Source organism: Sphingopyxis sp. BSN-002 (assembly GCF_022024275.1).
Taxonomy (GTDB): domain Bacteria; phylum Pseudomonadota; class Alphaproteobacteria; order Sphingomonadales; family Sphingomonadaceae; genus Sphingopyxis.
The window spans coordinates 2,638,245-2,663,684 of the sequence record NZ_CP091804.1; the positions used below are offsets into that span (position 1 = coordinate 2,638,245).

Annotated in this window: 30 protein-coding genes; 15 read left to right on the forward strand and 15 right to left on the reverse strand. The window is 65.6% G+C overall.

Translation table 11 applies throughout. The annotated features are described in order from the left end of the window. Nucleotides 1-296: 296 nt before the first annotated feature. Together L7H23_RS13010 and L7H23_RS13015 are read right to left on the reverse strand one after the other, a co-directional pair. Nucleotides 297-1,904: an ATP-binding protein gene (locus L7H23_RS13010; protein WP_237836292.1), complete on the reverse strand. Its 1,608-nt coding sequence runs from the start codon at nt 1,902-1,904 to the stop codon at nt 297-299. Continuing rightward, a complete protein-coding gene (locus tag L7H23_RS13015) occupies nt 1,894-2,604 on the reverse strand; it encodes a response regulator transcription factor (protein ID WP_237836293.1) in 711 nt (236 codons plus the stop codon). The genes L7H23_RS13010 and L7H23_RS13015 overlap by 11 nt, the downstream gene beginning before the upstream one ends. A gap of 246 nt (nt 2,605-2,850) precedes the next feature. Between L7H23_RS13015 and L7H23_RS13020 the strand changes: the two genes are divergently transcribed. The 3 genes from L7H23_RS13020 to L7H23_RS13030 are packed head-to-tail and all read left to right on the forward strand — an operon-like array spanning nt 2,851 to nt 5,347. Further along, on the forward strand, nt 2,851-4,452 hold the full coding sequence (locus tag L7H23_RS13020) for a phosphoenolpyruvate carboxykinase (protein ID WP_237836294.1): 1,602 nt from the start codon (nt 2,851-2,853) through the stop codon (nt 4,450-4,452). A gap of 48 nt (nt 4,453-4,500) precedes the next feature. Further along, entirely contained in the window at nt 4,501-4,953 is a 453-nt protein-coding gene (locus tag L7H23_RS13025; protein ID WP_237836295.1) for a hypothetical protein, read from the forward strand. Between the two features lie 37 nt (nt 4,954-4,990). Then, a complete protein-coding gene (locus L7H23_RS13030; protein WP_237836296.1) occupies nt 4,991-5,347 on the forward strand; it encodes a hypothetical protein in 357 nt (118 codons plus the stop codon). A 19-nt stretch (nt 5,348-5,366) separates the two neighbouring features. Here the strand turns inward: L7H23_RS13030 and L7H23_RS13035 are convergent, their stop codons facing one another. From L7H23_RS13035 to L7H23_RS13045, 3 genes are all read right to left on the reverse strand, one after another. Further along, complete coding sequence (locus L7H23_RS13035; protein WP_237836297.1) at nt 5,367-5,843, reverse strand: hypothetical protein; 477 nt, start codon at nt 5,841-5,843, stop codon at nt 5,367-5,369. After that, a complete protein-coding gene (locus tag L7H23_RS13040; RefSeq protein WP_237836298.1) occupies nt 5,843-7,684 on the reverse strand; it encodes a DUF885 domain-containing protein in 1,842 nt (613 codons plus the stop codon). The genes L7H23_RS13035 and L7H23_RS13040 overlap by 1 nt, the downstream gene beginning before the upstream one ends. A gap of 126 nt (nt 7,685-7,810) precedes the next feature. Beyond that, nucleotides 7,811-8,215, reverse strand: a complete 405-nt coding sequence (locus tag L7H23_RS13045) for a DUF3597 domain-containing protein (protein ID WP_237836299.1) — start codon at nt 8,213-8,215, stop codon at nt 7,811-7,813. Between the two features lie 179 nt (nt 8,216-8,394). On the opposite strand from L7H23_RS13045, the gene L7H23_RS13050 reads away from it, so the two are divergent. After that, nucleotides 8,395-8,988 carry a DUF937 domain-containing protein gene (locus L7H23_RS13050; protein WP_237836300.1) on the forward strand — a complete coding sequence of 198 codons (594 nt, stop codon included), beginning with the start codon at nt 8,395-8,397 and terminating at the stop codon, nt 8,986-8,988. A 134-nt stretch (nt 8,989-9,122) separates the two neighbouring features. Here the strand turns inward: L7H23_RS13050 and L7H23_RS13055 are convergent, their stop codons facing one another. From L7H23_RS13055 to rplU, 3 genes are all read right to left on the reverse strand, one after another. Then, complete coding sequence (locus L7H23_RS13055) at nt 9,123-9,719, reverse strand: GNAT family N-acetyltransferase (protein WP_237836301.1); 597 nt, start codon at nt 9,717-9,719, stop codon at nt 9,123-9,125. 239 nt (nt 9,720-9,958) lie between these two features. Further along, entirely contained in the window at nt 9,959-10,228 is a 270-nt protein-coding gene (gene rpmA, locus L7H23_RS13060) for a 50S ribosomal protein L27 (RefSeq protein WP_058455005.1), read from the reverse strand. 47 nt (nt 10,229-10,275) lie between these two features. Then, the gene (gene rplU / locus L7H23_RS13065; protein ID WP_237836302.1) at nt 10,276-10,776 is read right to left on the reverse strand and encodes a 50S ribosomal protein L21; all 501 of its coding nucleotides are present in this window, start codon (nt 10,774-10,776) and stop codon (nt 10,276-10,278) included. A gap of 226 nt (nt 10,777-11,002) precedes the next feature. On the opposite strand from rplU, the gene L7H23_RS13070 reads away from it, so the two are divergent. Further along, the gene (locus L7H23_RS13070; RefSeq protein WP_237836303.1) at nt 11,003-11,524 is read left to right on the forward strand and encodes a hypothetical protein; all 522 of its coding nucleotides are present in this window, start codon (nt 11,003-11,005) and stop codon (nt 11,522-11,524) included. A 3-nt stretch (nt 11,525-11,527) separates the two neighbouring features. On the opposite strand, the gene pspF is transcribed toward L7H23_RS13070, so the two are convergent. Then, nucleotides 11,528-12,562, reverse strand: a complete 1,035-nt coding sequence (pspF, locus tag L7H23_RS13075) for a phage shock protein operon transcriptional activator (RefSeq protein WP_237836304.1) — start codon at nt 12,560-12,562, stop codon at nt 11,528-11,530. A gap of 174 nt (nt 12,563-12,736) precedes the next feature. Here pspF and L7H23_RS13080 point away from each other — a divergent pair, with 174 nt between their 5' ends. From L7H23_RS13080 to L7H23_RS13125, 10 genes are all read left to right on the forward strand, one after another. Then, a complete protein-coding gene (locus L7H23_RS13080; RefSeq protein ID WP_237836305.1) occupies nt 12,737-12,877 on the forward strand; it encodes a hypothetical protein in 141 nt (46 codons plus the stop codon). An 88-nt stretch (nt 12,878-12,965) separates the two neighbouring features. Beyond that, complete coding sequence (pspA, locus tag L7H23_RS13085; protein WP_237836306.1) at nt 12,966-13,628, forward strand: phage shock protein PspA; 663 nt, start codon at nt 12,966-12,968, stop codon at nt 13,626-13,628. Between the two features lie 12 nt (nt 13,629-13,640). Beyond that, complete coding sequence (gene pspB / locus L7H23_RS13090; protein ID WP_237836307.1) at nt 13,641-13,922, forward strand: envelope stress response membrane protein PspB; 282 nt, start codon at nt 13,641-13,643, stop codon at nt 13,920-13,922. A gap of 2 nt (nt 13,923-13,924) precedes the next feature. Beyond that, entirely contained in the window at nt 13,925-14,305 is a 381-nt protein-coding gene (pspC, locus tag L7H23_RS13095) for an envelope stress response membrane protein PspC (RefSeq protein WP_054731198.1), read from the forward strand. A gap of 35 nt (nt 14,306-14,340) precedes the next feature. After that, nucleotides 14,341-14,640 carry a hypothetical protein gene (locus tag L7H23_RS13100; RefSeq protein WP_237836308.1) on the forward strand — a complete coding sequence of 100 codons (300 nt, stop codon included), beginning with the start codon at nt 14,341-14,343 and terminating at the stop codon, nt 14,638-14,640. Between the two features lie 15 nt (nt 14,641-14,655). After that, nucleotides 14,656-14,973, forward strand: coding sequence for a hypothetical protein (locus L7H23_RS13105; RefSeq protein WP_237836309.1), 318 nt, complete (start codon nt 14,656-14,658; stop codon nt 14,971-14,973). Nucleotides 14,974-14,985: 12 nt separating this feature from the next. Continuing rightward, nucleotides 14,986-15,234 (forward strand): hypothetical protein, encoded by a 249-nt coding sequence (locus L7H23_RS13110; RefSeq protein WP_237836310.1) that lies wholly within the window; start codon nt 14,986-14,988, stop codon nt 15,232-15,234. Between the two features lie 23 nt (nt 15,235-15,257). Then, the gene (locus L7H23_RS13115; RefSeq protein ID WP_237836311.1) at nt 15,258-15,527 is read left to right on the forward strand and encodes a hypothetical protein; all 270 of its coding nucleotides are present in this window, start codon (nt 15,258-15,260) and stop codon (nt 15,525-15,527) included. Nucleotides 15,528-15,554: 27 nt separating this feature from the next. Further along, nucleotides 15,555-15,812, forward strand: coding sequence for a hypothetical protein (locus tag L7H23_RS13120; protein ID WP_237836312.1), 258 nt, complete (start codon nt 15,555-15,557; stop codon nt 15,810-15,812). Nucleotides 15,813-15,942: 130 nt separating this feature from the next. Beyond that, nucleotides 15,943-16,353 carry a SufE family protein gene (locus L7H23_RS13125; RefSeq protein WP_237836313.1) on the forward strand — a complete coding sequence of 137 codons (411 nt, stop codon included), beginning with the start codon at nt 15,943-15,945 and terminating at the stop codon, nt 16,351-16,353. 103 nt (nt 16,354-16,456) lie between these two features. Here L7H23_RS13125 and L7H23_RS13130 read toward each other — a convergent pair whose 3' ends face one another. From L7H23_RS13130 to L7H23_RS13155, 6 genes are all read right to left on the reverse strand, one after another. Continuing rightward, the gene (locus L7H23_RS13130; protein ID WP_237836314.1) at nt 16,457-19,093 is read right to left on the reverse strand and encodes a TonB-dependent receptor; all 2,637 of its coding nucleotides are present in this window, start codon (nt 19,091-19,093) and stop codon (nt 16,457-16,459) included. Nucleotides 19,094-19,366: 273 nt separating this feature from the next. Next, a complete protein-coding gene (gene clpX / locus L7H23_RS13135; RefSeq protein WP_237836315.1) occupies nt 19,367-20,635 on the reverse strand; it encodes an ATP-dependent Clp protease ATP-binding subunit ClpX in 1,269 nt (422 codons plus the stop codon). A gap of 180 nt (nt 20,636-20,815) precedes the next feature. Next, the gene (locus L7H23_RS13140) at nt 20,816-21,466 is read right to left on the reverse strand and encodes an ATP-dependent Clp protease proteolytic subunit (RefSeq protein WP_237836316.1); all 651 of its coding nucleotides are present in this window, start codon (nt 21,464-21,466) and stop codon (nt 20,816-20,818) included. 151 nt (nt 21,467-21,617) lie between these two features. After that, entirely contained in the window at nt 21,618-21,956 is a 339-nt protein-coding gene (gene fdxA, locus L7H23_RS13145) for a ferredoxin FdxA (protein WP_237836317.1), read from the reverse strand. A 173-nt stretch (nt 21,957-22,129) separates the two neighbouring features. Continuing rightward, nucleotides 22,130-22,429 (reverse strand): RNA-binding S4 domain-containing protein, encoded by a 300-nt coding sequence (locus L7H23_RS13150; RefSeq protein ID WP_237836318.1) that lies wholly within the window; start codon nt 22,427-22,429, stop codon nt 22,130-22,132. Further along, a complete protein-coding gene (locus L7H23_RS13155) occupies nt 22,429-25,191 on the reverse strand; it encodes a helicase-related protein (RefSeq protein ID WP_237836319.1) in 2,763 nt (920 codons plus the stop codon). Before L7H23_RS13155 ends, L7H23_RS13150 begins: the two co-directional genes overlap by 1 nt. Between the last annotated feature and the right edge of the window lie 249 nt (nt 25,192-25,440).

Here is a 25,440-nt window from a genome sequence, read left to right on the forward strand (position 1 = left end):
CAGCGTCGTCGAGGCGCCCAAATGGCGAACAGATCGGGCCGAATGACGCGCCGGGAAGGCGGGTCGCCTTTCCAAGCGGCATTCGGCCCGAGATGGAAGCCATTTGGGCGTCCGAACGGATTTGATCAAAATGGCTCATTGCTTCGTCGAGAAGTCTCGAAATATCGACATATATCTTCGCCTTCTCTCCTCGCACTGCGCCATTTTGCTTCAAACCTCGACGACGCTGTAATGGAGCACGGACCCTGGGCTTACCGGCGACGAAGCGAGGCTGCAAGGCGATAGGCAGCGGCGCGTTAACCGGTTTCGTCGCTGCCTTCGCGCGCGGGGAGGGTGATCAGCAGGCTCGCACCGCGCTTGCCGTCGTCGCGGTCGCGTGCCGAGATGGTGCCGTTGTGCCCCTCGATGATCGTCCTCGCGATCGCAAGGCCCAGCCCGCTGTGGCGCCCGAACGATTCGCCGCTCGGTCTTTCGCTATGAAAACGCCGGAAAATAGCTTCGCGCTGCGACGGCTCGATCCCCGGTCCGTCGTCGTCGACGCGGATATGAACCTCGTCGCCGAGGCGTGTTGCGGCGATACAGACGAGACCCTCGGGCGGTGAGAAGCTGACCGCATTGTCGATGACATTGTCGATCGCGCGTTCGAGGCGGTGGCCGTCGGCCATGACCACCGTCGTGCCCTTGCGCGGGCGCGCAAAGGCGACGCGGGGTGTGGGCAGCGCCTGTTCGGCGCGGGCGGCCCGGCCGGCCAGCATCGATTCGATCATCAGGCCAAGGTCGATCGGTTCGAACAGCGTGCGCGACAATTGGGCGTCGATCCGGCTCGCATCGCTGATGTCGGTGACCAGCCGGTCGAGCCGGCGGACGTCCTCGTCGGCGATTGCGAGCAGCTGTGCGCGCTGTTCGTCGCTCGTGACGCGGCCGAGCCCCTCGATCGCCGAGCGCACCGAGGCAATCGGATTCTTGAGTTCGTGCGTCACATCGGCGGCGAAGTGCTCGCCCGCGTCGATGCGCTCGCGCAGCGCCTGCGTCATGTCCGAAAGCGCGCGCGCGAGCGTCCCGATCTCGTCGCGGCGGCTCGGCAGGCGGGGGACGACGACTTCGCGCGCACGGCCGAGGCGGACGCGCACCGCGGCGCGCGCGAGCCGGCGCAGCGGACGGACGATCGTGCGCGCGAGGAACAGCGACAGCAGCACCGACGTGAGCAGCACCATGAACACCACGACTGCGAGGCGGAAGCGTTCGGCGCGCACCGTCTTGGTGATGTCGCGCGCGTTGACCGTCATCAGCATGACCTCGGGCTTGTCGAGGTCGACGATCCGGGTCGCGCTGAGCAACGGGGTGCGCTCGGGCGCGTAGCGGAAGCGGCTGGCCTCATGCCCGGTTTTCACCGTTTCGCGGATCTCGGGCCATGCGGTGCCACGGTCGACGGGTGGCTCCTCGAAATCGGGATAGGCCGGCGCGCCGACGATCCAGTCGATGCCGCGATCCATCGCGCGCGCGGCGTCGCGACGCCACGGCTGGAGATCGGGATCGCGAAGCGTATAGGTCGGCTTGCCCGTCGCGAAGCTGTCGGCGATTTTGATGCCGCCGACGGTGTAGAAGCGCAGCCGCGACTCGGTCGCGCGGGTGAATTCGTCGACCAGATGCTGTCGCTGGTCGGGTCGCGCCGCTTCGAGCGCTTCGTCGAGCTGTCCGAGCTGCGCCGCCATCACGTCCATGCGCGTGTCGACGAGCCGCGTGCGATAGGTGTCGAGATAGAAGAAACCAAAACCGAACAGCACGATCGCGAGGATGTTCACCGCCAGGATGCGCGTCGTCAGCGACCAGCGCGCCGACCAGACGAGCGGCGACTCCTCCTGTTCGGCGGCGCTCCCTTCGGGCCTGGCGGCGTCAGCTGTCATCGGAAAAGCGGTAACCCGCCCCGTATAGCGTGGCGATCGCGTCGAACTCGGGATCGACCTCGCGGAACTTGCGGCGCAGGCGCTTGATGTGGCTGTCGATCGTGCGGTCGTCGATATAGACATCGTCCTGATAGGCGGCATCCATCAGCTGGTTGCGGCTGCGCACGATGCCCGGGCGGCTCGCCAGCGTTTCGAGGATCAGGAATTCGGTGACCGTCAGTGTGACGTCCTTGCCGTCCCAGCTCACCTTGTGACGCGCCGGGTCCATCTGCAGCCTTCCACGAGTGATAGGCTCGGCGACGGGCTCGTCGTCCTCGCTGGGCGGAGCGCGATTGAGTTCGACGCGGCGGAGGATCGCCCGGATGCGCGCGATGACGAGCCGCTGCGAGAAGGGCTTGGCGATATAGTCGTCGGCGCCCATCGCAAGGCCCAGCGCCTCGTCGATCTCGTCGTCCTTGCTGGTCAGGAAGATGACGGGCAGCTGGCTCTTCTCGCGCAGCCGGCGCAGCAGTTCGAGCCCGTCCATGCGCGGCATCTTCACGTCGAACACCGCAAGATCGGGCGGATTGTCGATCAGCGGCTTCAGCGCTGCCTCGCCGTCCGAATAGACGCGCGTGACGAATCCCTCAGCCTGCAGCGCAATCGACAAGGATTGCAATATGTTGCGGTCGTCGTCGACCAGCGCGATGGTTGCCGTCATGCTCTTTCCATTGGGGCGGAACCGGCAGGGACTAGCCGATCTGCCGCCGAGCGACAACCGCACACGCTCCGCCCGCAATTCACCCTTTAATCTTTTGACCTCGGACCGCATCGACGCTAACGCGGCCGGGATTTCGGAATCGACGTCCCGTCGGCACCCCATGTTCATGCGGGCCCAGCGCTTTCGCATGGCATGCCCTGCATACCTATGCAAAGGTGCGGCCGGGACAGAGGAAAGGCGAAGAGAATGACGAAGCTCGCGATCGGCACCGACACGGTCGAGACGAAGGCGGAGGTGGCCGAAAACCTCGGCACCTCGGCCCTCATCGAAGATGCGATCCGTAACGGCGAGGGCCTGCTCGCCAAGGACGGCCCGCTCGTCGTCGCGACCGGCAAGCACACCGGCCGCAGCGCCAAGGACAAGTTCATCGTCCAGGATGACGAGACGCGCGACACCATCTGGTGGGGCAAAACGAACGTCCCGATGACCCCCGACCATTTTGCCGCATTGAAGGCCGATTTCTTCGCGCATCTCGCCGACCGCCCGCGCCTCTATCGCCAGCAGCTGTTCGGCGGTTCGCAGCCCGAGCACCGCGTGGGCGTGCAGGTCGTCACCGAATTCGCGTGGCACAGCCAGTTCATCCGCACGCTTCTCTGCCGCCCGACAGCGGCGGAGCTCGCGGCGTTTGCGTCCGAATATACGATCATCGACCTGCCGAGCTTCCGGGCCGATCCGGCAAAGCATGGCTCGCGCACCGAAACGGTGATCGCGGTGAACTTCACCGAAAAGCTGATCCTGATCGGCGGCACGCAGTATGCCGGCGAGATGAAGAAGTCGGTGTTCGGCATCCTCAACTATCTGCTCCCCGTGAAGGGCGTGATGCCGATGCACTGCTCGGCCAACATTGGCGCGAACGGCGACACGGCGGTCTTCTTCGGCCTCAGCGGCACCGGCAAGACGACGCTGTCGGCCGACGCCTCGCGCACGCTGATCGGCGACGACGAGCATGGCTGGTCGGACACCGCAGTCTTCAATTTCGAGGGCGGCTGCTACGCCAAGATGATCCGCCTCTCGCCCGAGGCCGAGCCCGAGATTTTCGCGACGACCAAGCGCTTCGGCACGGTGCTCGAAAATGTCGTGATGGACCCCGAAACGCGCGAACTCGACTTCGACGACGCGACGCTCGCCGAAAACAGCCGCGGTTCGTATCCGATCGATTTCATTCCGAACACGTCGGAAAAGAATATGGGTCCGGTGCCGCAGACGGTGATCATGCTGACCGCCGATGCCTATGGCGTGCTGCCCCCGATCGCGAAGCTGACCCCCGATCAGGCGATGTACCACTTCCTGTCGGGCTACACCGCGCGCGTCGCGGGGACCGAAATCGGCGTGACCGAGCCCGAGGCGACCTTCTCGACCTGCTTCGGCGCGCCCTTCATGCCGCGCCACCCGTCGGTCTATGGCAACCTGCTCAAGGAACGCATTGCGAAGGGCGGCGTCCAGTGCTGGCTCGTCAACACCGGCTGGACCGGCGGCATGGCGACGATGGACGGGATCAAGCGCATGCCGATCAAGGCCACGCGAGCCTTGCTGAATGCGGCGCTCGACGGCAGCCTGAACGATGCCGAATTCCGCAAGGATCCGAATTTCGGTTTCATGGTTCCCGTAGCGGTGCCCGGCGTCGACACGGCGCTGCTCGACCCGCGCGAGGCGTGGGCCGACAAGCAAGCCTATGACCGCACGGCGCAAACGCTCGTCGCGCAATTCATCGACAATTTCGCGCAATTTGCGGAGCATGTCGACGAAGGCGTCCGCCAGGCAGCCCCGCAGGCCGCCGTCGCAGCCTGATTGACCCGGAAACTTCCGGGTGCTCATTCACCCGGAAGGACCGGACAGATGACTACCGACTACATCCCCCGCCTGTTTGCAGGCGATGAAGACATCCGCGCGATCGGCGAGGGCCTGCTCGCGCGTACCCTGCCGCGCGAGGCGTGGACGCACGAGGCGCATCTCGGCGCGTGCCTGTGGCTCGTCAGCGAGCGGCCCGACATCGACGTCGATGCCGAGATTGCGACCATCATCAGCCGCTATAACGAGAGCGTCGGCGGGGTGAACGACGACACGCAGGGCTATCATGACAGCATCACCCGCGCCTATGTCGCGGGCGTGCGGCTGTTTCTGTCGGAAACGGCTGAGGAGGCGCTGGCGGCGCGCGTCAACGCGATGCTGCTCTCGGACGTCGGTCGCCGCGACTGGCCGCTGCGCTTCTACAGCCGCGAGCTGCTCTTCTCGGTCGCCGCGCGGCGCGGGTTCGTCGAACCCGACCTCGCGCCGCTGCCCGCGGCGTGATAGCATGGCGCCGGTTCTTCCCGAAGGAGCGTATGACATGAGCATCCTGGACAATATTCTCGGCCAGATTTCGGACAACAGCACGGTGACCAACCTCGCCGCCAAGGTCGGGCTGTCGCCCGAACATGTCGAATCGGCGATCGCCGCGCTCGCCAAGCATCATCCGATGCAGGGCGACACCGCCGAAGGTGCCGCCGCCGCGACCGGGCTGCCGCTCGAAAAGCTGCAGGAAATCGTCGGCCAGATCGGCGGCGAAGGCTCGCTCGGCCGCTTTGCGCAGATGGTCCAGCAGGACGGCGGTTCGGGCATTCTCGGTGCGCTCGACCGCGACGGCGACGGCAACCCGCTCAACGACCTCGGCGACATCGCGGGGTCGCTGTTCGGCAAGAAATAGGCAATCGGCTATCGCCGGCCTACAGCCGGCGATAGCGGCAGATGAGGATGGCCTTGCCCTCCTTGGGCTCGGTACCGAGCATCGCGAGATAGCGATGGCTCTGCTCCACCGAAGCGGCGGCTTGCGCGCCGGAGAGGCTGTCCGACCGCGCCCATGCGCAGAGCTTCTCGTTGCAGAAGGAGCGAAATGCGCCGGCCGCAGGATGGGCAGCGAGGAACGCTTGCCGATAGTCGTCGGCGGAGCCCGACAGCGGGATGTGCACCTGCAAATAAAAGGGGTTCGGATCCCCTTTTTCGAACGCGGACGTGTAGATGCCCAGCGCGGTTCCTCCGAGGAGGGGAAAGGGCGTGGCATCCATCCCGTCGCCACCCGCCGCCACCGAAATCCTGGCCTGCTCGATCTGCATGTGCAATGCATCGACGCTCGTCTCGGGACAGCCCGCCGGCGTCGATGCCGCGGCCAGCATCAGTGCAGCCGCGGCGAAGCCGCCCGGCATCAGCCCTTCGTCACCGCAATATATTCGTCGACATTCTTCGCGAGCACGTCGAGCGGCACGTTGCCGCCCTTGACCACGACGTCGTCGAAATCGCGCAGGTCGTATTTCGTCGCCAGCGCAGCCTGAGCGCGGCCGCGTTGGCGGACGATCTCGCTGTGCCCGACCTTGTATCCGCACGCCTGCCCGACCCAGCTGCAATAGCGGTCGACCTCGCTTGCGACCTCGAGCGGGTTCGAGCCGTTTTCCTTCACGAAGAAGTCGACCCCCTGCTCGCGCGTCCAGCGCTTGGCGTGGATGCCGGTGTCGACCACCAGGCGGCACGCACGGAAGGCGAGCGACTGGAGATAACCGAGCCGCCCGACCTCGAAATCGTCGTACAGGCCAAGCTCGTCGGCGAGCTGTTCGGCATAGAGCGCCCAGCCTTCGCTATAGGCGTTGAACGCCAGCATCGTGCGAATGAGCGGCATCTGGTTGGCATATTCGCCCTGCCACGCATGGCCGGGGATCGCCTCGTGCATTGCGAGGTCGGGCAGCGAATATTTGCTGTGCAGGTCGGTAGTGCGCAGGTTGATCCAGAAACGGCCGGGGATGCTGCCGTCGATCGACCCTGCCCCGCCATAGGCCGCGGGCGCGCCGGGTTCCTCGGCGAGCGGCAGCCGCTTCACCTCGACATTGCCCTTCACCAGCGTGCGGAACGCACGCGGCAATTGCGCGCGGATCTTGCCGAGCCAGGTCTGGATATAGGCGACGATCTCGGCGCGGCCGGCGTCGTTGTCGGGAAATTTGAAGCGCGGGTCTTTCGCGAGTTCGTTCATCCGGTCGCCGACCGAGCCGTTCGTGTAACCCAGCTTCTTCAGGATCGGATCCATCCGGCCGTGCAGTTCGGCGAGCTGTTCGCGGCCCATCGCATGGACCTCGTCGGGGGTCATGCGCGTCGTCGTCGACGCACGAAGCGCCCAGGCATAGAATTCGTCGCCGTGCGGGCGCGCCCACATGCCGGCGTCCATCGTCGCTTTCGGGCGCTGCGCCTTCAGCTCGGCGAGCTGGCGTTCGAGCGCCGCGGCGACCGGGCCCTGCACGATCTTCGACGAACGCGCCGACCAGTCGCCCGCGATCTTCGCCGCGGCGGTACGGGTGACGAGGCTGTCGACCATCCCGCCGCCCGCCTTTGCGTCGGCAAGCGTCGCTTCGAGCTGTTTGACGGCCTTGTCGATCAGGAAGGCGGGAGCGATCAGGCCCTGACCTCCGGCAGCTTTCAGCCGGTCGGTCTCGCCGTCGAGAACGCCGGGAAAGGCATTGAGGCGCGACAGATAGGCTTCGGCATCCGCGGCATTCTTCACCGGATGGTCGCTGTCGAGGAACTTCGGGACGTCGAGATAGGCGCCGACATTCTGGATCACCACGTAAGGCGTGTTGCGCCAGCCGCCGACCGCGACGTCGCCATAGGGCTGGGCGAAACCGTCGAGTGCGACGCTGTAGGCGCTGTCGACGACCGCCAGGCTGGTACGCGTGGCATGGTCGAGTCCGTCGGCATTGAACGCGCGGACGCGCGCCAGATCGGCCTTCAGCGTATCGGCAACTGCCTTCATTCCCGCGGCCGACCGATCACCGAGCTTGCCGCGCTCGGCCGCGCGCGCGCCGGTGTCGATACCGAGCGCGGTCGCGCCCTCGGGCGACAGCGCGAGAAGATTGTCCGCGACCGAATCGAGCAGCTTTTGCGCGTCGGTCTTTGCGGGCGCCTGCAGCGCCGAAGCCGGACCCGCGATGGCAAGGCCCGCGGCGCCGGCGCCCAGCGCGGTGAGCGTCTGGCGACGGCTGATCGGAGTCGAGATATGGTTCACGGCAAAAGCTCCCCGGTGCCTTGTTTCTGTTGAAACCTGTCTAGGCACCGCCGCGCGCCGGTCAACGAAAAGGGGTCGGGAAAGCCTGCGCTCTCCCGACCCCCGTCGAAAATTATCGGCTGTCCGTCAGTCGGTGAGGTCTGCCGGGACCTTGCCGCCATTCGCCGCGAGTTCGCGCATCACGGCCTTGTGCAGCCAGATGTTCATCTCGGCGCTGCCGTCGAGCGCGCCGGTGTAGCCGAGCTCGGTGGCCAGCTCCTTGCGGTTGTCGAGGCTCGAATCGATGCCGAGCAGCTTCATCAGGTCGACGATCGACGTCCGCCAGTTGAGGTCTTTGCCTGCGGCCTCGGCCGACAGGATCGCCTCGACATCGACATCGCTGATCGCGGTCGGCGCGGCCGCCGCTGCAGTCGCCATCGCGCTGGTCGCGGCGTCGATCGCAGATCCGATGGGGTTGGGTGCCGCGGCGGCGGGCTCGGCGGCTTGCGCCTTGCCGAAGATCGCGTCCTTGATCTTGCCGAAAATGCTCATGTTTTTGCTCCCACTAAGATGCGCGGCCCCTGCCCGGAGGGGCGAGTCGCAGGACCGCAGGATGGACCTAGGCACTTGAAAATGACAGTGAAATGAACGGCTCGTCCTTCGCGCGCCAGAGGCCTATGATAACGCCCATCGGCGCGTATCGACCCCGCGCCGAAGTGGGAGAATTGCATATGAATCTGACCGACATTCTGGCGCAGGCCGGCGGCATCGAATCGATGGCGAGCGAGCTCGGTATTCCGCCTGCGCTGGCGAAGCAGGGGGCAGAGGCACTGCTGCCCGCGATCCTCGGCGGCTTCCAGAAGCAGGCGACGACGGGCGCGGGGGCCGAGGGACTCGGCGGGCTGATCGGTCAGCTCGGCGGCGGCGGCCTGCTCGACGCGGTGCTCGGATCGCAGCCAACGCCGGTCGAGGCGGGCAATGACGTGCTCGGTCAGATCTTCGGGTCGAAGGATGTCAGCCGGACGGTCGCCGACCATGCCGCCGGCCAGACCGGCCTCGATTCGGGGCTGCTCAGGAAGATGCTGCCGATCCTCGCGATGATGGTTGCGGGCTATATGGCGAAGCAGGGCGGCGAAGGTCAGGGCGGCGGAAGCGCCGGCGGCCTCGGCGACCTGATCGGCGGAATGCTCGGCGGTGGCGGAGCCGCGGGGGCGAGCGGCGGTCTCGGCGGCGTGCTGGGCGGCCTCGGCAAGCTCGTCGACCAGAATGGCGACGGCAATCCGCTCGACGATATTCTCGGCATGGCCGGAAAGCTTCGGGGGTAAAAGACCTCGCCCCTCCCGTTTACGGGAGGGGTGCGAGACTTGCGAGCTGGCTCGCTAGTCGCAGCGGGGTGGGCGTATAACCAACCGTCGCTGGCCCACCCCCAACCCCTCCCGCAAGCGGGAGGGGAGAAAGATCAGGCTGCCATCAGGCGGATTTCCTGTCGGAAGTCGTCGTCGCCGGTGATGCGGCCGCGCATAGGGGTGACGGCATCGCTGCCGTCCCCGTCGCCTTCCTCGAACAGCGCGCAGGCCGCCTCGCCGCCGCGCGCGACGCTATAGCGCTGCGTCACCTTGCCGGTCGGCTTGAAGCCGAGCTTGCGAAGGACCGCGCCCGACGCCGGGTTGTCGAGGAAATGGCCGGCGCCGAGTTTCGGCAGGTTCATCGCGCGCGCGATGCGAACGAGCTGGCGCCCGGCCTCGGTCGCAAAGCCGAGGCCCCAATAGGGGCGTGCGATCCAATAGCCCATTTCGAGCGAACCTTCGGGGCCCGGCGAAATGCCGCAGCCGCCGACGAGGCGCGGGGCGCCGCCGGTGCGGGCGAAGATCAGGAAACGCGGCTGGTCCGGATCGACGGGCAGGCTCAGGAACTTCTGCGCCTCTTCCTCGCCATAGGGCCAGGGAGCACGGGCGAGATTGCGAACGACCGCCTCCTCACCGATCGCCCGCGCGAGGGCGGGGGCGTCCTCCTGCCAGCCGGGCCGCAGCAACAATCTTTCGGTACGCGCGAACATTCTTTTCACTCCCAGTCGCCTGTCGCCCTGACGCCAGATGGTGACGCTTTGACGACAGGTAAGTCATGAGGGAGATGGATGGCCCTGTTTTCGCGCCTAAAATTCCGTTTCACGGATTCCGGGCAAGAAAAAAGGGAGTCCGGGGGTGACCCGTCTCCCTCTTTTCGAACCTGTTTCCGCTGTGGGCGGAAGGACGGCTCCGGGTCATCCCTTGATGGGCGACCCGTGCAGATCGCCCTTTATTCGGCTGCTTCCGCCATGGCGTCGACCGACACATATTTGCGGCCAAGCTTGCCATCGTGGAATCGGACGCGGCCGTCGGCGGTGGCGAACAGCGTGTGGTCCTTGCCCATGCCGACGTTGACGCCCGCGTACACCTTGGTGCCGCGCTGGCGCACGATAATGTTGCCGCCGATCACTTCCTGACCGCCGAACTTCTTCACGCCAAGGCGCTTGGCCTGCGAGTCGCGACCGTTGCGCGACGAACCGCCTGCTTTCTTATGTGCCATGACCTAACTCCTTATCTCGTTCGGGGAACCGAGCTGCGTTGCCGCGCTCAGGCTTCCTTCTTGGGGGCTGCCTTCTTGGCAGCGGGCTTCTTTTCGGCGGCAGCTTCGGCCTTGGGCGCGGCCGCCTTCTTCGGCGCAGCAGCCTTCTTCTCGGCGGCCGGCGCGGCAGCTTCGGCAGCCGGAGCGGCTTCGGCCTTCGGCGCGGCTTCCTTCTTCGGCGCGGCTTCCTTCTTCGGCGCGGCCTTCTTGGCTTCGCCGACGGCAAGGATGCGCAGCAGCGTCAGCGACTGGCGGTGGCCGTTGCGACGACGATAGTTGTGCCGACGGCGCTTCTTGAAGACGATGACCTTTTCGCCGCGGGTCTGCGCGATGATCTCGGCCGAGACGGTGAGGCCCTTGGCGTCCTTCACTTCGCCGCCGTCGCCGGCCAGCAGGACGTCGCCCAGCGACACGGTGTCTCCGGCTTCACCCTCGATCTTCTCGACGGCGATCTTGTCTCCGGCGGCAACGCGATACTGCTTTCCGCCCGTGCGCACGATTGCGAACATGGTCTTCCATCCAATCAGAAACTAGAACACCCGCGCACCAGTCACCTGCCGAAGCGGGCGATTTTTCCGGCATGCGGGAAAGTCAGCGCCACTAGCGTTCAATCCGTGAGCTGTCAACCGCATATTTCCGTGCTTTTTAAGGAAAAAGGACGGTGCGACGGGTGGAGCGGGCAACATCCCGATTCGGCGCTTGCTGCGATGCGCGGGCGCTCATATCAGGGCAGTCATGAAGCGCACACTTCTTTTGATGTCCCTTGGCGGCGCGCTGTCGCTATCCGGCTGCGCTGCCGCGCAGGGTAGCAGCGCGGGGGCGCCGTCGCTCGCCAAGCGCCCGGTCGAGGGCCGATTCGACGTCGCGCCGCCCAGCGTCGTGGTGACGCCGCCGGGCCCGCTCCCGACCGATCTCGCGGGTCGCCTCCAGCGCTGGGAATCCGACGCCGCTGCCGCGCAGCAGGCGTTTGCCGCCGAACGCGGCAACACCGCCTCGCTCGTCTCGGCCGCTGCCGGCGCGCCGGTCGCCAGCGAGCGCTGGGTCGTCGCGCAGCAGGCGATCTCGCGCCTGATCGCCGCGCGCGCGCCGCTGACCAACGCGCTTGCCGACATCGATCGCCTTTATCTTGAACGCAGCATCGACGAGGCCGTCGATGGATTGCCCGAAGTCTACGCCTTGCGCGAAAAGCTCGCCGACACGGCGTCGGCACAGGATGCGGTCATCGAGGCGCTGACCGGCCAGTTGCCGGGGGAGTAATCCCTATTGATTCAGCCCATGCTTCTTCAGCGCATGGCGAATCTGGTCATAGCTGAGGCCCAGCGCTTCGGCCGCGACCTTCTGGTTGAAGCGGCAGCGCGCCATCGTGTCGGACAATATCTGCTTTTCGAACGCGTCGACCGCGGCGCGCAGGTCGCTCACCGTGGTCGACGGCGCTTCATGCGCCACAATCGTCGGGGTTGCCTCGCCGGCCGATGCCGGCGCGGCTTCGCTCCTTGTCGCGGGCTTGCGCGCCGCGGGCTGCCAAGGGCTCGCGAACGGATCGAAACTCAGCGCATCGACCGGCCGTTCGGGGTCCGCCCAGCGGTAGATCGCGCGTTCGATCACATTGCGCAGTTCGCGGACGTTGCCCGGCCAGTCATGGCCCTCCATCGCGGCCAGCGCGCGCGGACCGAAGCCCGGCCATTCGTCCCAGCCGAGCACCGCGGCCATGCGCTGCCCGAAGTAAGTGGCGAGCACCTCGATATCGCCCTCGCGCGCGCGGAGCGGGGGCAGGGTGATGACCTCGAACGAGAGGCGGTCGAGCAGGTCGGCCCGGAAGCGATTGTCGTCGACCAGCGCGGGCAGATGCTCGTTGGTCGCGGCGACGATGCGGACATCGACGCGGATCGGGCGTGACGAACCGACGCGGGTGACCTCGCCATATTCGACCGCGCGCAGGAGGCGCTCCTGTGCGCCCATCGACATCGTCGCCAGCTCGTCGAGGAACAGCGTGCCGCCATCGGCTTCCTCGAAACGCCCTGCGCGCGTCTTGGTCGCGCCGGTGAAGGCGCCGGCCTCATGCCCGAACAGCTCGCTCTCGATCAGCGTTTCGGGCATCGCGGCGCAGTTCATGATCACATAGGGGCGGTCCCAGCGCGACGACAGGCGGTGGAGGCGTTCGGCGATCAGCTCCTTGCCGGTTCCGCGCTCGCCGATCACGAGCACGGGGCGGTCGAGCGCCGCCGCCTGGCTTGCGCGATCGACCGCGTCCTGAAAGGCGGCCGACTGACCGATGAACTGCGTTTCGCGCTCCATTCCCAATCATTGGCAAATTTTCCCGCTGATTGGCAAGGCAAATCGCCGCATCTCCTATTCTGCACGGGAACTTTGGCACTTTTCCGCCAATCCACTCAATTGGCACGCCTCCTGCAAAGATATTTGCGAACCGGCGCAGACGCTCCGGTGCAGCGAAAAAAGGAAGGTAGAACCATGAAGACGATGTTTGCCCAGGCCGCCACTTTCGCGCTGAGCGCGGTCGGAGCGCTGGCGATCTTCGTCGGCGTGATCGACCAGCCGAACATGCTTTACGATGTCGCTGCAGCAACCCCGGCGGTCAGCCAGATGGTCTGACCGGCACGCTGGTGCCGGGGCACTCTCCCCCTTGCCCCGCCCCGGCACCAGCTTTTTACAGGACCAAGTTTTCGACAGGAGTTTCAACATGGGTATTTTCTCACGAACCCGCGACATCATCGCAGCCAACGTCACCGACCTGCTCGACCGCGCGGAAGATCCCGAAAAGATGATCCGCCAGATCATCTTCGAGATGAATGAAACGCTCGTCGAAGTCCGCGCCTCGGCCGCCCGCACGATCGCGGACCAGAAGGAAATGCGCCGTCACATCGCCAAGCTGGAAAGCCTGCAGGACAGCTGGAAGGAAAAGGCCGAACTCGCGCTGTCGAAGGACCGCGAAGACCTCGCCACCGCCGCGCTCGTCGAAAAGCAGAAGGCCGGCGACATGGCCGACAAGCTGAAGGCCGAGATCGCCGTCCTAGACGACGCGCTGACGGGCTATGAAGCCGACATCGCCAAGCTGCAGAAGAAGCTCAGCGAAGCACGCGCCCGCCAGTCGAGCGTCGTCAATCGCCTTGAAAGCGCCGAGAACCGCTACAAGCTGCGCGAGATGACCAACGGCGACCGCGTCGAAGACGCCTTCTCGCGCTTCGAGATCCTCGAACGCCGCGTCGACGAAGCCGAAGGCCGCGCCGATGCGCTGGGTCTCGGTTACAAGAAGTCGCTCGACGAGGAGATCGCCGAACTGCAGGCCGCCGACAAGGTTGCCGACGAACTCGCCGCGCTGAAGGCCGCGCAGGGCAAGAAGTAAGGAGCCGGACCGATGGAAGAGATCATCATCGTTCCGATCGTCATCGGTACCCTCTTCCTCGGTCTGCCCTGGCTGATCCTCCACTACATCACGAAGTGGAAGCAGGCCAAGACGCTGACCGGAGAGGACGAGCAGCTGCTCGACGAACTGTACGACACGGCGCGCCGGCTCGAAAACCGCCTGCACACCGTCGAACGCATCATCAGCGCCGACCATCCCGACTTCCGCCCCGCGGTCCGTAGCGATGAAGAACTGGCGCAACTGGAAAACAACAGCACGAGCCGGAGGAATTGAAGATGTCTGCCAGCCGCACAAAATTCTACCTCGACAAGCAGAACGCCAAATGGAGCGGCGTGTGCGCCGGGATCGCGGACTATAGCGGGATCGACGTCCTCTGGGTCCGTGTCGGCGCGGTCCTCCTGACCCTGATGGGCGGCTTTCCCTGGACGCTGATCGCCTACTGGATGGTAGCCTGGATGGGAACGCCGAAGCCTTTCGCGCTCTACGGCTCGAACGAGGAAGCGAAGTTCTGGCAGGGCGTCCGCTCGAACCCCAGCGCCTCGACCCGCGACATCCGCTCGCGCTTCCGCGACATCGACCGCCGCCTTGCCGACATCGAACTTTACTACACCAGCCACAATCGCCGGCTCGCCGACGAGATCGACGCTCTCCGGTAATCGGGCACCAACCGGAAGCAACAGGGAGAAGACAAATGAATTTCGGTGGTCCTACCTTCGTCCTCGCCATCATCGCCCTGTCGATCGGCGGCTGGATGTTCACCACCTGGATCCGCGCCAAGCACGGCTATCCCGTTGAGAATGAATGGGGTGGTACGGTTCATCGAACCGATGTCGACGCTGATCGAAAAATCGCCTTGCTATCGGACGAGAATGCCAAGCTCGTCGGCCAGATCGGCCGGCTCGAGGAACGCATTTCGGTGCTCGAACGCATCGCAACCGAAAGCAACGGCCAGGCTGCGCAGCTCGCCGACCAGATCGACCGCCTGCGCTGAGAGGGATAGACAATCATGAATCTCGACGTCCTGAACACCATCGCCCCCGTCGCCGCGATCGTCGGCCTTGCCGGGGTCGGCGGCTGGGTCTTCACCACCTGGCTGCGCGTCAAGAACGGCTACCCGCTCGAAAACAGCTGGGGCAAGGCGATCTATCCGAAGACCAGCGACGAAGCGATGGAACGCATCAAGCTGGTCAGCCAGGAAAATGCCCAGCTGCGCGCCGAACTTGGCTCGGTGAAGGACCGCCTCGCGGTGGTCGAGCGCATCGTGACCGACGAAGGCCACCGGCTGAGCCACGAGATCGAGGCGCTGCGGCGTCCGGCGAACTGAGGAGGAACGGTCATGGGTGACACCATCTGGATTCTCGTGCCGCTCGCTCCCTTTCTGCTCGCCGGCTTCATCTTCTGGTCGAAGCATCAGCAGAAGATGATCGAGACGCAGGCCGCGATGACCGCCGAAAAGGCCGCGCAATATGCGGCGCACACCGAACGGCTCGAAGCGCGCGTCCGCGTTCTCGAACGCATCGCGACCGACAAGGGCGTCGATGTCGCCGAAGAGATCGAAAAGCTGCGCGACACGCCGCTGAACTGAACAAAGACGAAAGGAACCTCCCCATGGGCCCGTTTGAAATGGTAGTCGGCATCGTCCTCATCGTGACGATCGGCAGCATCGTCCGCGCCAAGCACGGCATGCGCCGCGACCGCCACGGCAATGAATATTTTGTCGGCAATGCCGGGAACGACGCCGAAACCAAGGCGCTGCAGGCCGAAATCCGCGCACTCAAGGATCGCATCCAGGTCCTCGAACGCATCGCCACCGACAATAATCGCGCCGTCACGCTCGATCAGGAAATCGAGAGCCTCCGCGACCGGTCGCACCCGTAAGACATGTGACGAAGAAGGAGCCGAACCATGGCCAATATTGCTTCTGACCTCGCAACGAACCTGATCCCCGCCGCCGTCGCGCTGAGCGCGCTGATGATCGTCAGCCTGGTCGCGCTCCGCGGCTGGCGCGACTGGATCCAGCTGAAGCGCGACGAACTTGCCGCCGGCCATATATCTCCGGCGCAGGATGCAGCGGTGCCGCACGCCGGATCGCGGATCGAGATCGCCGACCTCAAGGAACGGCTGCGCAAGCTTGAAGCCATCGCCGCGGGGGTCGACCTCTAGGATCCCCCGAGAGCGCTGGCATCGGCCCGCTCCCCTGTCAGTCCCCCGCAGTCCCGGGGCTGACAGGGGAGCGGGCCGATGGCGTTTCAGGGGCTTTCCCCTGTCGCGGAAACATGCAAGGGGCGCCGCCATGCGCAGCCTCGACGATATCTTCGAAGAATATGACTTTCTCGACGGCGACGATCGCTATCGCCTGCTGATCGAACTCGGCCGCGAGCTGGAGCCCATGCCCGATGCGCTCAAGACCGACGCGACGCTGGTGCGCGGATGCAGCGCGAGCGTCTGGGTCTATCCGGTCCCGCAGGATGACGGCCGGCTGCATTTCCTTGCCGACAGCAACGCCGCGATCACCAAGGGGATCGTCGCGCTCGTCCTCGCCGCAGTGCAGGACAGGCCCGCGGCAGACGTCGCGGCGATGGACGTTACCGCCGCGCTGGCGCCCTTTGATCTGACGCGCCAGCTGTCATCGAACCGGACGCAGGGCGTGCCGAACATGATCGCGCTGGTTCAGGATACCGCTGGGCGTCTCGCCGCCGGCTGATCCCGCCGGCAGTCGGCGGAGCCGGCCCCTTTCAGGATCTTGCAGGCATGAAAAAGGGCGCGGGAGTTTCCTCCCGCGCCCGATTTCTGTTCGTCCGTGCGGCTTAGAAGCCGACGATGAGCGAGCCGATGAAGGTCCGCGGAGCGCCGATGTTGACGTTCGGCACCGTGTTGTTCGCCAGCTGGCCGTCGAAACCGCCGACATAGAGCTTGTCGAACAGGTTGGTGACGTTGAACTGGAAGTAGACCTTGTCGCCAAGGCCGGCCCAGTCGAGGCCGACGCGCGCGTCGAGATCGACCAGCGTGTAGGCCGGAGCCTTCGCGCCCCAGACGGTCGTCACGACGTTGTTGATGGTCTGAACCAGCGGAAGGTTCTGGTCGTTCACGTAACGCGGACCGGTGCGCTTGATCTGTGCGCCCAGTTCGACCGGACCCAGCTGACCCTGCACGCGGCCACCGAGGGTGAAGGTCGGCGAGCCCGATTCGCGCTTGCCCTTGGTGAGGGCATAGATGGGATCGCCGATTGCGGCGCAGGTCGGCGAGACTGCCGAGCAGACGCCGTTCACGACATCGTCCTTGATCTTCGACTTCAGGTACGAACCGAAGGCGTAGACCGAGAATTCGGGGATCGGACGGTACGAGATGCTGGCGTCGATGCCGTATTTGTCGACGCGGCCGAGGTTACGATAGACGTTACGCTCGGTTTCCGGATCGAACGACGAGGCAAGGCGATCGTTGAAGATCGTGTACCAGAGGCCGAGCTGGCCCTGGATCTTGCTGGTCGTGTAGCGCACGCCGACGTCGAAGTTGTCGGTCGTTTCGGGCTTCGGATTCGCCTGCTCGCTGGCGGTCGGGAAGTAGAACGCGTTGTACAGGTTGTCCGTGCCCGGAACCTGGACGCCCTTCGAATAGTTGGCGAAAACGCTGAGCGCGTCGGTCGCGTCGAAGGTCAGGCCGACGTTTGGCGTGAACTTGTTGTACTTGCGGATGCGCTGCTGCGGACCCTGGACCGGAGCGGTGACGCCCGGCGCAACGACCACCGTCGGGTTGGCGGCAAGCCAAGCCGCCAGACCCGCATCGTTGGTGCCGAAGCATTCGACGAAGCCGGTCGCGCTCGAGGTGGCGCAATAGTTGTTCAGGTCGCGCTTGAACATCTTGTACGAACCGCCGACCTGCACGGTCAGCTGGCCGAATTCGCCGCGATACTCGCCGCCGAACAGGTTCAGCGTCGCGATCGACTTGCGGTCGCGCTTTTCGAGGACGTTGCCGTTCACGTCGGTCAGCGGATCGTTGATCGGGAACGGATCGGTCGGCTGGCCATTGAGCTGCAGGAAGTTGGTTTCACCGGTCTGGCGGTGACGCGCGCGATCGAGGCTGTAGAACACGCGGAAGGTGTTCGCATCGTCGAGCTCGTAACGCAGGCCGGCGATCACGCCGTAGCGGTGGGTGCCGGTCTGGCTGGGCGCCAGGACGCGAACGGTGTCGAGCAGGTCGCCGTCGCCGTTGAGGTCGCGGCCATAGTAGGGAACGCCGCCGATGTAACCGGTCTGGCAGCTCACTGCGGCGCCGTTCGCCGTCGTGTTGCAGTTCGCGGCGCCACCGGTCGGGTTGACGTCGCGGCGCGCTTCCTGGCCGACGACGGTGCCGCCGCCGTTCGCCTTCACATACTGGAAGCTCGGATCGACCGTCAGGACGAGGCCCGGAGCGAGCGTGAAGCGCGAGTTGACGCGAATGTTGCCGGTGTTCGACGGGTTCATGCGCTCGTCGAAGGTCGAGCCGCAGCTGTTGGCAACGTCGGCGACGCCCGGACGGGCGGCGGTGTTGATCTGGCAGCGGGCGATGCCATAGTCGCGTTCGTCGCGGGTCAGCGGGAAGCGGTTGGTCGAAGCCGAGCCGACGACGCGGTTGGCGTCGTTGCGCAGCGGCACCGAACCGAAGAAGTTGTTGCGGTTTTCGTTATAGTGGCCCGAGACCGCAACGAAGTCGCCGTCGTCGCCGATCGGCTGATAGATCTTCGCGTTGAACTGCTTCTTGTTGATGCGGCCGCGGTGCGCCTTGAACGTCGGCTGGTCGACGTTGCTGAAGACCGTGTCGTTGGTCGACGAGCTGCCCGAGATGAACGCGCGCGTGCCCCAGGGGGTCAGGACGCCGGTGTCGATCATGCCGAAGACGCGGAAGAAGTTGAAGTCGCCGGCCGAGCCGACCAGCTTCACGCCAAATTCCTCGCCCGGGGTACGGGTGCGGTAGTTGACGGTCGAACCCGATGCGGCGGCGGTCGGGCTGTCGACGTCGGTCGAGCCGAGGTTGACGTTGACCTGCTCGATCAGTTCGGGATCGAGCTGCTGGTTCGAGTAGAGGGCATAGTTACCCGAGTCGTTCAGCGGGATACCGTCGAAGGTCTGGCTGATGCGGGTGTTGTCGAAACCGCGGATCGTCATCTTGCCGCCGGCCGAACCGAACGGGTCGTTGTTCTGGAAGCTGACGCCCGGGAGCTGGTTGATGACGTCGTTGATCGTCTGGCCGGGGGACTGGCGGGCGATGAATTCCTGGGTCAGGACGACCTTCGCCTTGGTCGTGTCGGGCGCGATGACGCCTGCGACGCCGTTCTTCGTGCTGGTGCCGGTGACGACGATTTCGTTTTCGAAATCCTGCGAGCCGGTCGACTGGGCAAAAGCCGGCGTCGACAGCAGCGCGAGCGGAAGCATCGCGGCGCCAGCGGCGAGCGTGTTACGTAGAGTCATGATCAGGTTGTCCCCTTGGTGGTGGCATTCGGCAGACGCGCGACATGGGGCGCGCCTGTCCTGCGAGCGCCCCTGAAGCCCGCATGTGGCACGATTGTGACAGCAATTGTGACAGTGCAAGCCGCGAAGGGTGCGGGGACGGGGTAAAGGTCAAAAAAGCGCGAATTTGCGTGCCGCCGGCGGAATTATCCACAGGCGGATATGCATTTTTTCGTGCAACTGTTGCTGCAATGCAACATGGGCCGGCACCCGAGGGCGCCGTTCCCCAGCGACTCAGGCGGCGTCGCCGGCCTCTTTCGCCTTGTCGGCATAGACGCGGACCGGATCCTTGCGGCCCTCGACGACATCCTTGTCGACAACGATCTCGACCACGTCGGTCAGGTCGGGAAGGTCGAACATGGTGTCGAGCAGGATCGCCTCGACGATCGAGCGGAGTCCGCGTGCGCCCGTCTTGCGTTCGATCGCCTTTTTCGCGACCGCGATCAGGGCATCGTCGGTAAAGGTCAGCGCGACCTCCTCCAGATCGAACAGCTTCTTGTACTGTTTGACCAGCGCGTTCTTGGGTTCGCCCAGAATCTTGACCAGCGCGTCGATGTCGAGATCCTCGAGCGTCGCGATGACGGGCAGGCGTCCGACGAATTCGGGGATCAGGCCGAACTTCAGCAAATCCTCGGGCTCGATCTGCTTGAGCGTTTCGCCCGTGCGCCGCTCGTCGGGGCCGGCGACATGCGCGCCGAAGCCGATCGACTTGCCCTGCAGGCGGTCGCCGATGATCTTTTCGAGGCCGGCGAACGCGCCGCCTGCGATGAAGAGGATGTTGGTGGTGTCTACCTGCAGGAATTCCTGCTGCGGATGCTTGCGGCCGCCCTGCGGCGGAACGCTCGCGGTCGTGCCCTCCATCAGCTTGAGCAGCGCCTGCTGCACGCCTTCGCCCGACACGTCGCGCGTGATCGAGGGATTCTCGGCCTTGCGGCTGATCTTGTCGATCTCGTCGATATAGACGATGCCGCGCTGCGCCTTTTCCACATTATAGTCGCTGGCCTGCAGCAGCTTCAGGATGATGTTCTCGACATCCTCGCCGACATAGCCGGCTTCGGTCAGCGTCGTCGCGTCGGCCATCGTGAAGGGCACGTCGAGGAAGCGCGCGAGCGTCTGCGCGAGCAGCGTCTTGCCGCTGCCGGTCGGACCGACGAGCAGGATGTTCGACTTCGCCAGTTCGACGTCTTCGCCGCGCCCCGAATTGGCGAGGCGCTTGTAATGGTTGTGGACCGCGACCGAGAGCACGCGCTTGGCCTTGTTCTGGCCGATCACATAGGCGTCGAGATGCTGGCAGATTTCCAGCGGCGTCGGCACTGCGCCGTCCTTGCGTGCGGCAACCCCGCCTTTGATCTCTTCGCGGATGATGTCGTTGCAAAGTTCGACGCACTCGTCGCAGATGAACACGGTCGGTCCTGCGATGAGCTTGCGAACTTCGTGCTGCGACTTGCCGCAGAAGGAGCAGTAAAGAGTGCTCTTGCTGTCCGAGCCGCTCAATTTGGTCATATATAGTCCTCTGGCAGACCCAAAAGGGGCGCTGCCGTCAATATCCTAGTCCGCGGTCACCCAATTACAATATGGCAATTGGGTGACATCGGGACAATGTCTACTCGTATCGGCTTGCGGCAAAGGGGGCGTCAAGAAACGCGGTTAGCGCTCCCTTTCGGTCCCCGACCGCGTTGCGCCTCAGGGCGTCGGGCCTTCGCTCTGGGTCGCGGCACCGGTCTCGCCATCGGCGGGCGGGCGCGATCCGAAGACATGATCGACGAGTCCGAATTCCTTGGCTTCCTCGGCCTCGAGGAAGGTATCGCGATCCATCGCCTTCTCGATCTCTTTCAGCGACTTGCCGGTGTATTTCACATAAAGGTCGTTCATCCGCTTGCGGATGCGCAGGATCTCGCGCGCCTGGATTTCGATGTCCGATGCCATGCCGCGTGCGCCGCCCGACGGCTGGTGGATCATCACGCGGGCGTTGGGAAGCGCGACGCGCATTCCGGGTTCGCCGGCCGCGAGCAGGAAGCTGCCCATCGAGGCGGCCTGGCCGATGCAGAAGGTGCCGACGCGCGGGCGGATGTATTGCATCGTGTCGTGGATCGCCATGCCCGCCGTGACGACGCCGCCCGGCGAGTTGATGTACATGAAGATGTCCTTCTTCGGATTCTCCGATTCGAGGAACAGCAGCTGCGCGGTGATCAGCGAAGCCATATTGTCCTCGACCTCGCCGGTGACGAAGATGATCCGTTCGCGCAGCAGGCGCGAGAAAATGTCGAAGCTGCGTTCGCCGCGGCTCGTCTGTTCGACGACGACGGGAACAAGGGCGGCCAGCGGATCGATCATCGGGAAAAAGTCCTTACAAGTTTCGGGTCGCCGCGCCGAGGACCGGCGGGCTGCCCCTCCGCCATCCTACATCGGCGCGCGGCGAAAGGGATTCAAGGGGGCAAAAAAAGGGGCGGGATGTCCCGCCCCGGTATTTCGATTGTCGGAGGGCTCAGTCGCCTTCGCCGGGTTCCGCCGAGAAATGATTCTCGTACTTGTCCTCGACGCCCTTCCATTCGTCGGCGTCGGCCGGCGTGTCCTTCTTGACCGTAATGTTCGGCCATTCGGCGCTGAACTTGCTGTTCACTTCCAGCCATTTTTCAAGGCCGCTCTCGGTGTCGGGCAGGATCGCTTCGGCCGGGCATTCGGGTTCGCAGACGCCGCAGTCGATGCACTCGTTCGGGTTGATGACGAGCATGTTCTCGCCCTCATAGAAACAGTCGACGGGGCATACCTCGACGCAGTCCATATATTTGCACCGGATGCAGGCGTCGGTGACGACATAGGTCATGGGCTTTGGCTCCCTTGGCCGGCGGCACCCTTGCCGTCCGGACACTGATCGGACCCGCCTCTAGGACGCGCGAATATCGCGCGTCAACGCAAAGCGACAGTTGCGAATCACTCTCATTCGGTACGCGAATTGCCACCTATTTCGCAGGCAGCTTTTCCTCTGCCGCCGATAGTTCAGCTGGCGGCGGCGGGAGCCTCGCCGTCCAGCCGGGTGTAGCAGGCTTGCGCTTCGGGCGCGGGGCCTCGGCGTAGCGGCAACGACAGGAGGCGGATCACCTCGATTCGTTCACCGACCGGCAGCACCAGCGTCGACCCTGCATGCACCGACGCCGAGGCGCGGGTGATCCGGCGCCCGTCGAGCCGGATGTGTCCGGCGGCAATCATGGCCTGCGCGATGCTGCGCGAGCGCGCGAAGCGCAAATACCAGAGCAGCTTGTCGAGCCGGATGCTTCCTGCTGCGCCGGGACTCGCCATCAGTCCTTCCGTGCGTCGGCAAGCATGGCGGCGAGGCCGGCGAAGGGGCTGTTGGGCGACGGGCCACGGCGAGGCGGCCGGTCGGGGCGCGGGGGACGCGCCACTGCCCCGGCGGGTTTGGCCGGCTTGCCGCGCCGGTTCTTGCCCCGTTTCGCTGTCGAGGGCGGGCGTTCGCCGTGGGGGGCGGGCTTGGGCGCGGCCTCTGGGCGCTTTGTCCGTTTGCCCTGCTTGCGACGCTCGCGGCTGTCGCTGCGCTTGAGTCCGGCCCAGCGCCAGCGCTCGAGCGCGGGATCGCCGACGCTGCGGAAGCCGAAGCTGCCCAGCAGGGCGCGGCGCGTCTCTTCGTCGAGGCCGAGCGAGGTGGCGAGCGCGGGATCGATCGCGAAGCCTGGAAGCGCGACCTGGTCGACGCCATCGGGATGCTCGTCATGATCGGCTTCGCCGCGTGCAACGGGCGCGGTCGGCGCCGCCGCGGCCTGCATGCGCGCGGCATGCGCCTGTCGCGCCAGCTTTTCAGCCATGTCGATCCGCAGCCAGCCGTTGGCGCAGCGGCGGAAGCCCGCGATGACGAGCGCCGCGTGGTTTCCGCTCTTCTGGATGACCGCGCCTTGCGGTGGCAGCGCCGGAATCGCCGTTCCCTGTTGCGCCGCCATCAGTGCGGCGCGCCAGCGCACCGCCTCGGGCTTCAGCAACTGGGGGTGGAAGATGTCGAGCGAGCCGATGGTGAGGCCGAGCTTGCGGAGTTGCGGGCGCTCGTCCGCGGTGATTGCCGCAAGCTGACTCTCGACCGCGGTGCGACTTGCCGTGCCGCCGCCATCGACGAGCGCGGCGAGCAGGGCCCGGACGCAGGGCGGGGTGAAAAGGTCGCCCGCGGCTTCCCCCATCGCGGCGAGTGGCGCGGCATGGCGCGCGAGCTGCTGCGCGACGAAGGCCTGCAGCCGTTCCGAAATCGCCTGGACCTGCTGGATCTCGAGGCGGCGGAGCGAGGGATCGATCTGGATCGAAGGCTGGACGAGCGTTGGCCCGCGCGCGAGCGTCGCGACGACATGACCGTGCCAGGCGAGGCGCGGCGCGGTGCCGGGTTCGCTGACGAGCGTCAGGCCATTGTCTTCGCCGGCGGCGAGCGTCGCCGCGCGGCGCGACAGCTCGCCGCGCAAATGTTTTTCGGCAGCGGCGAGCAGCAGGCGGTGGTCGCTTGCGCGGGCTTTCGCGTCGACCTTGAAGGAAAACCCGCTGAGTGTGCCGATTGCCTCGCCATCGACCGCGACGGTGCCGTCAGGCCCGACCGCGACCGGTAGCGCCGCGTGGCGCTGTCCGGCGTCGCGGAGCAGCAGCGCCAGCCGCCGGTCGACGAAACGCTGTGCGAGCGCGGCGTGGAGCGCGTCGGAGAGGCGCGATTCGAGCGCTTGCGTCTGTTCGGTCCAGCCCGCCCCGCCGGCGATCCAGTCGCCGCGCTGTGCGATGAAGCAGAGGGTGCGCACCGCAGCGATCCGGCTGGCAAGCTGGTCGATGTCGCCGTCGACGTCGTCCAGCCGGGCGAGGCGTTTCGCGAACCAGTCGGGATCGATCATCCCGTCGCCACTCGTGCGCCATTGCCAGAGCTTCAGCACGGTTCGGCTGTGATGTTCGGCGCCGAGCTGCTCGAAATCGGGGAGCCCGCAGACGTCCCACAGGCGCTCGACGGCTTCGGCTTCGCCGGCGCGCATCCGGACTTCCATATCGCCCGCCAGATGCTTGAGTACGGCCAGGTCGACAGCCTCGGGCGCGGCGCGCAGCACTTGCTCCGTCGGCGGCTGCGCCAGATCGGCGAGCAGCCGGTCGAGCGTGTCGTAGCGCGGGGACGGGTTGCGCCAGAACAGGCTGCCCAGCGGCGGGAAATGATGCCCCTCGATCGCGAGAATTTCCTCGGGGGTGAAGCCGCCCTGCGGCAGGCCCACGGTCCCGAAGCTGCCATCCTGCTGGTGACGCCCGGCGCGCCCCGCGATCTGCGCCATTTCCGAGATCGTCAGGCGGCGGAGGCGGCGGCCGTCGAACTTCTGCAGGCTCGCGAAGGCGACATGCTGGACGTCGAGGTTGAGCCCCATGCCGATCGCGTCGGTGGCGACGAGATAATCGACCTCGCCCGCCTCGAACATCGCGACCTGCGCGTTGCGCGTCTTCGGGCTGAGCGCGCCCATGACGACCGCGGCGCCGCCCGAGAAACGGCGGAGCATTTCGGCGATCGCGTAGACCTCTTCGGCGGAAAAGGCGACGATCGCCGAGCGCTTGGGCAGCCGCGACAGCTTCGACGTGCCGGCATAGCTCAGGGTGGAGAAGCGCGGGCGGGTGATGATTTCGGCCTCGGGGACCAGGCTTTTGACGAGTCCCCGGATCGTCGCCGACCCGAGGATCATCGTCTCCTCGCGGCCGCGTGCGCGGAGCAGGCGGTCGGTGAAGACATGGCCGCGTTCGGGATCGGCGCCGAGCTGTGCTTCGTCGATCCCGACGAAGGCGACATCGCGGTCGACCGGCAGCGCCTCCATCGTGCCGAGGAGATAGCGCGCGCCGGGCGGCATGATCCGCTCCTCGCCGGTGATCAGTGCGACCTCCGCCGGTCCCTTGATCGCGACGACCCGGTCGTAGACCTCGCGCGCAAGCAGGCGAAGCGGGAAGCCGATCATGCCGCTCGACCGGGCGGTCAGACGCTCGACCGCCAAATGGGTTTTGCCGGTGTTGGTGGGGCCAAGGACAGCCTTGACCAGGTGGGAAGAGGGTGACGCCATTGTCTTGTTCCCTCTGCTGGCATGCGCGCGTTCCGGGCGCAACAGGCGATCGTCGAACGGCGGCCCCGGGGGTCGTATTTTCTGCCGGACGGCACGTCACGGCGTGCCGCCGCCACGGCCCGCCGCAACGGCGGCGGCGGCGCAGGGCATTAAATTGACTTTAACGACCTTTCTTTACAGACGAACGGTCGAAAAGATCATCGACGGCCGGGTCTAGGGAGGCCCGTCGAGCGGGGGTTGCACTTCTTG

Excerpts from the sequence above, each read along its gene's own strand:
- L7H23_RS13010 (WP_237836292.1), bottom strand. The coding sequence starts at position 1,904 with ATGACAGCTGACGCCGCCAGGCCCGAAGGGAGCGCCGCCGAACAGGAG.
- L7H23_RS13015 (WP_237836293.1), bottom strand. The coding sequence starts at position 2,604 with ATGACGGCAACCATCGCGCTGGTCGACGACGACCGCAACATATTGCAA.
- L7H23_RS13020 (WP_237836294.1), top strand. The coding sequence starts at position 2,851 with ATGACGAAGCTCGCGATCGGCACCGACACGGTCGAGACGAAGGCGGAG.
- L7H23_RS13025 (WP_237836295.1), top strand. The coding sequence starts at position 4,501 with ATGACTACCGACTACATCCCCCGCCTGTTTGCAGGCGATGAAGACATC.
- L7H23_RS13030 (WP_237836296.1), top strand. The coding sequence starts at position 4,991 with ATGAGCATCCTGGACAATATTCTCGGCCAGATTTCGGACAACAGCACG.
- L7H23_RS13035 (WP_237836297.1), bottom strand. The coding sequence starts at position 5,843 with ATGCCGGGCGGCTTCGCCGCGGCTGCACTGATGCTGGCCGCGGCATCG.
- L7H23_RS13045 (WP_237836299.1), bottom strand. The coding sequence starts at position 8,215 with ATGAGCATTTTCGGCAAGATCAAGGACGCGATCTTCGGCAAGGCGCAA.
- L7H23_RS13050 (WP_237836300.1), top strand. The coding sequence starts at position 8,395 with ATGAATCTGACCGACATTCTGGCGCAGGCCGGCGGCATCGAATCGATG.
- L7H23_RS13055 (WP_237836301.1), bottom strand. The coding sequence starts at position 9,719 with ATGTTCGCGCGTACCGAAAGATTGTTGCTGCGGCCCGGCTGGCAGGAG.
- rpmA (WP_058455005.1), bottom strand. The coding sequence starts at position 10,228 with ATGGCACATAAGAAAGCAGGCGGTTCGTCGCGCAACGGTCGCGACTCG.
- rplU (WP_237836302.1), bottom strand. The coding sequence starts at position 10,776 with ATGTTCGCAATCGTGCGCACGGGCGGAAAGCAGTATCGCGTTGCCGCC.
- L7H23_RS13070 (WP_237836303.1), top strand. The coding sequence starts at position 11,003 with ATGAAGCGCACACTTCTTTTGATGTCCCTTGGCGGCGCGCTGTCGCTA.
- pspF (WP_237836304.1), bottom strand. The coding sequence starts at position 12,562 with ATGGAGCGCGAAACGCAGTTCATCGGTCAGTCGGCCGCCTTTCAGGAC.
- L7H23_RS13080 (WP_237836305.1), top strand. The coding sequence starts at position 12,737 with ATGAAGACGATGTTTGCCCAGGCCGCCACTTTCGCGCTGAGCGCGGTC.
- pspA (WP_237836306.1), top strand. The coding sequence starts at position 12,966 with ATGGGTATTTTCTCACGAACCCGCGACATCATCGCAGCCAACGTCACC.
- pspB (WP_237836307.1), top strand. The coding sequence starts at position 13,641 with ATGGAAGAGATCATCATCGTTCCGATCGTCATCGGTACCCTCTTCCTC.
- pspC (WP_054731198.1), top strand. The coding sequence starts at position 13,925 with ATGTCTGCCAGCCGCACAAAATTCTACCTCGACAAGCAGAACGCCAAA.
- L7H23_RS13100 (WP_237836308.1), top strand. The coding sequence starts at position 14,341 with ATGAATTTCGGTGGTCCTACCTTCGTCCTCGCCATCATCGCCCTGTCG.
- L7H23_RS13105 (WP_237836309.1), top strand. The coding sequence starts at position 14,656 with ATGAATCTCGACGTCCTGAACACCATCGCCCCCGTCGCCGCGATCGTC.
- L7H23_RS13110 (WP_237836310.1), top strand. The coding sequence starts at position 14,986 with ATGGGTGACACCATCTGGATTCTCGTGCCGCTCGCTCCCTTTCTGCTC.
- L7H23_RS13115 (WP_237836311.1), top strand. The coding sequence starts at position 15,258 with ATGGGCCCGTTTGAAATGGTAGTCGGCATCGTCCTCATCGTGACGATC.
- L7H23_RS13120 (WP_237836312.1), top strand. The coding sequence starts at position 15,555 with ATGGCCAATATTGCTTCTGACCTCGCAACGAACCTGATCCCCGCCGCC.
- L7H23_RS13125 (WP_237836313.1), top strand. The coding sequence starts at position 15,943 with ATGCGCAGCCTCGACGATATCTTCGAAGAATATGACTTTCTCGACGGC.
- L7H23_RS13130 (WP_237836314.1), bottom strand. The coding sequence starts at position 19,093 with ATGACTCTACGTAACACGCTCGCCGCTGGCGCCGCGATGCTTCCGCTC.
- clpX (WP_237836315.1), bottom strand. The coding sequence starts at position 20,635 with ATGACCAAATTGAGCGGCTCGGACAGCAAGAGCACTCTTTACTGCTCC.
- L7H23_RS13140 (WP_237836316.1), bottom strand. The coding sequence starts at position 21,466 with ATGATCGATCCGCTGGCCGCCCTTGTTCCCGTCGTCGTCGAACAGACG.
- fdxA (WP_237836317.1), bottom strand. The coding sequence starts at position 21,956 with ATGACCTATGTCGTCACCGACGCCTGCATCCGGTGCAAATATATGGAC.
- L7H23_RS13150 (WP_237836318.1), bottom strand. The coding sequence starts at position 22,429 with ATGGCGAGTCCCGGCGCAGCAGGAAGCATCCGGCTCGACAAGCTGCTC.
- L7H23_RS13155 (WP_237836319.1), bottom strand. The coding sequence starts at position 25,191 with ATGGCGTCACCCTCTTCCCACCTGGTCAAGGCTGTCCTTGGCCCCACC.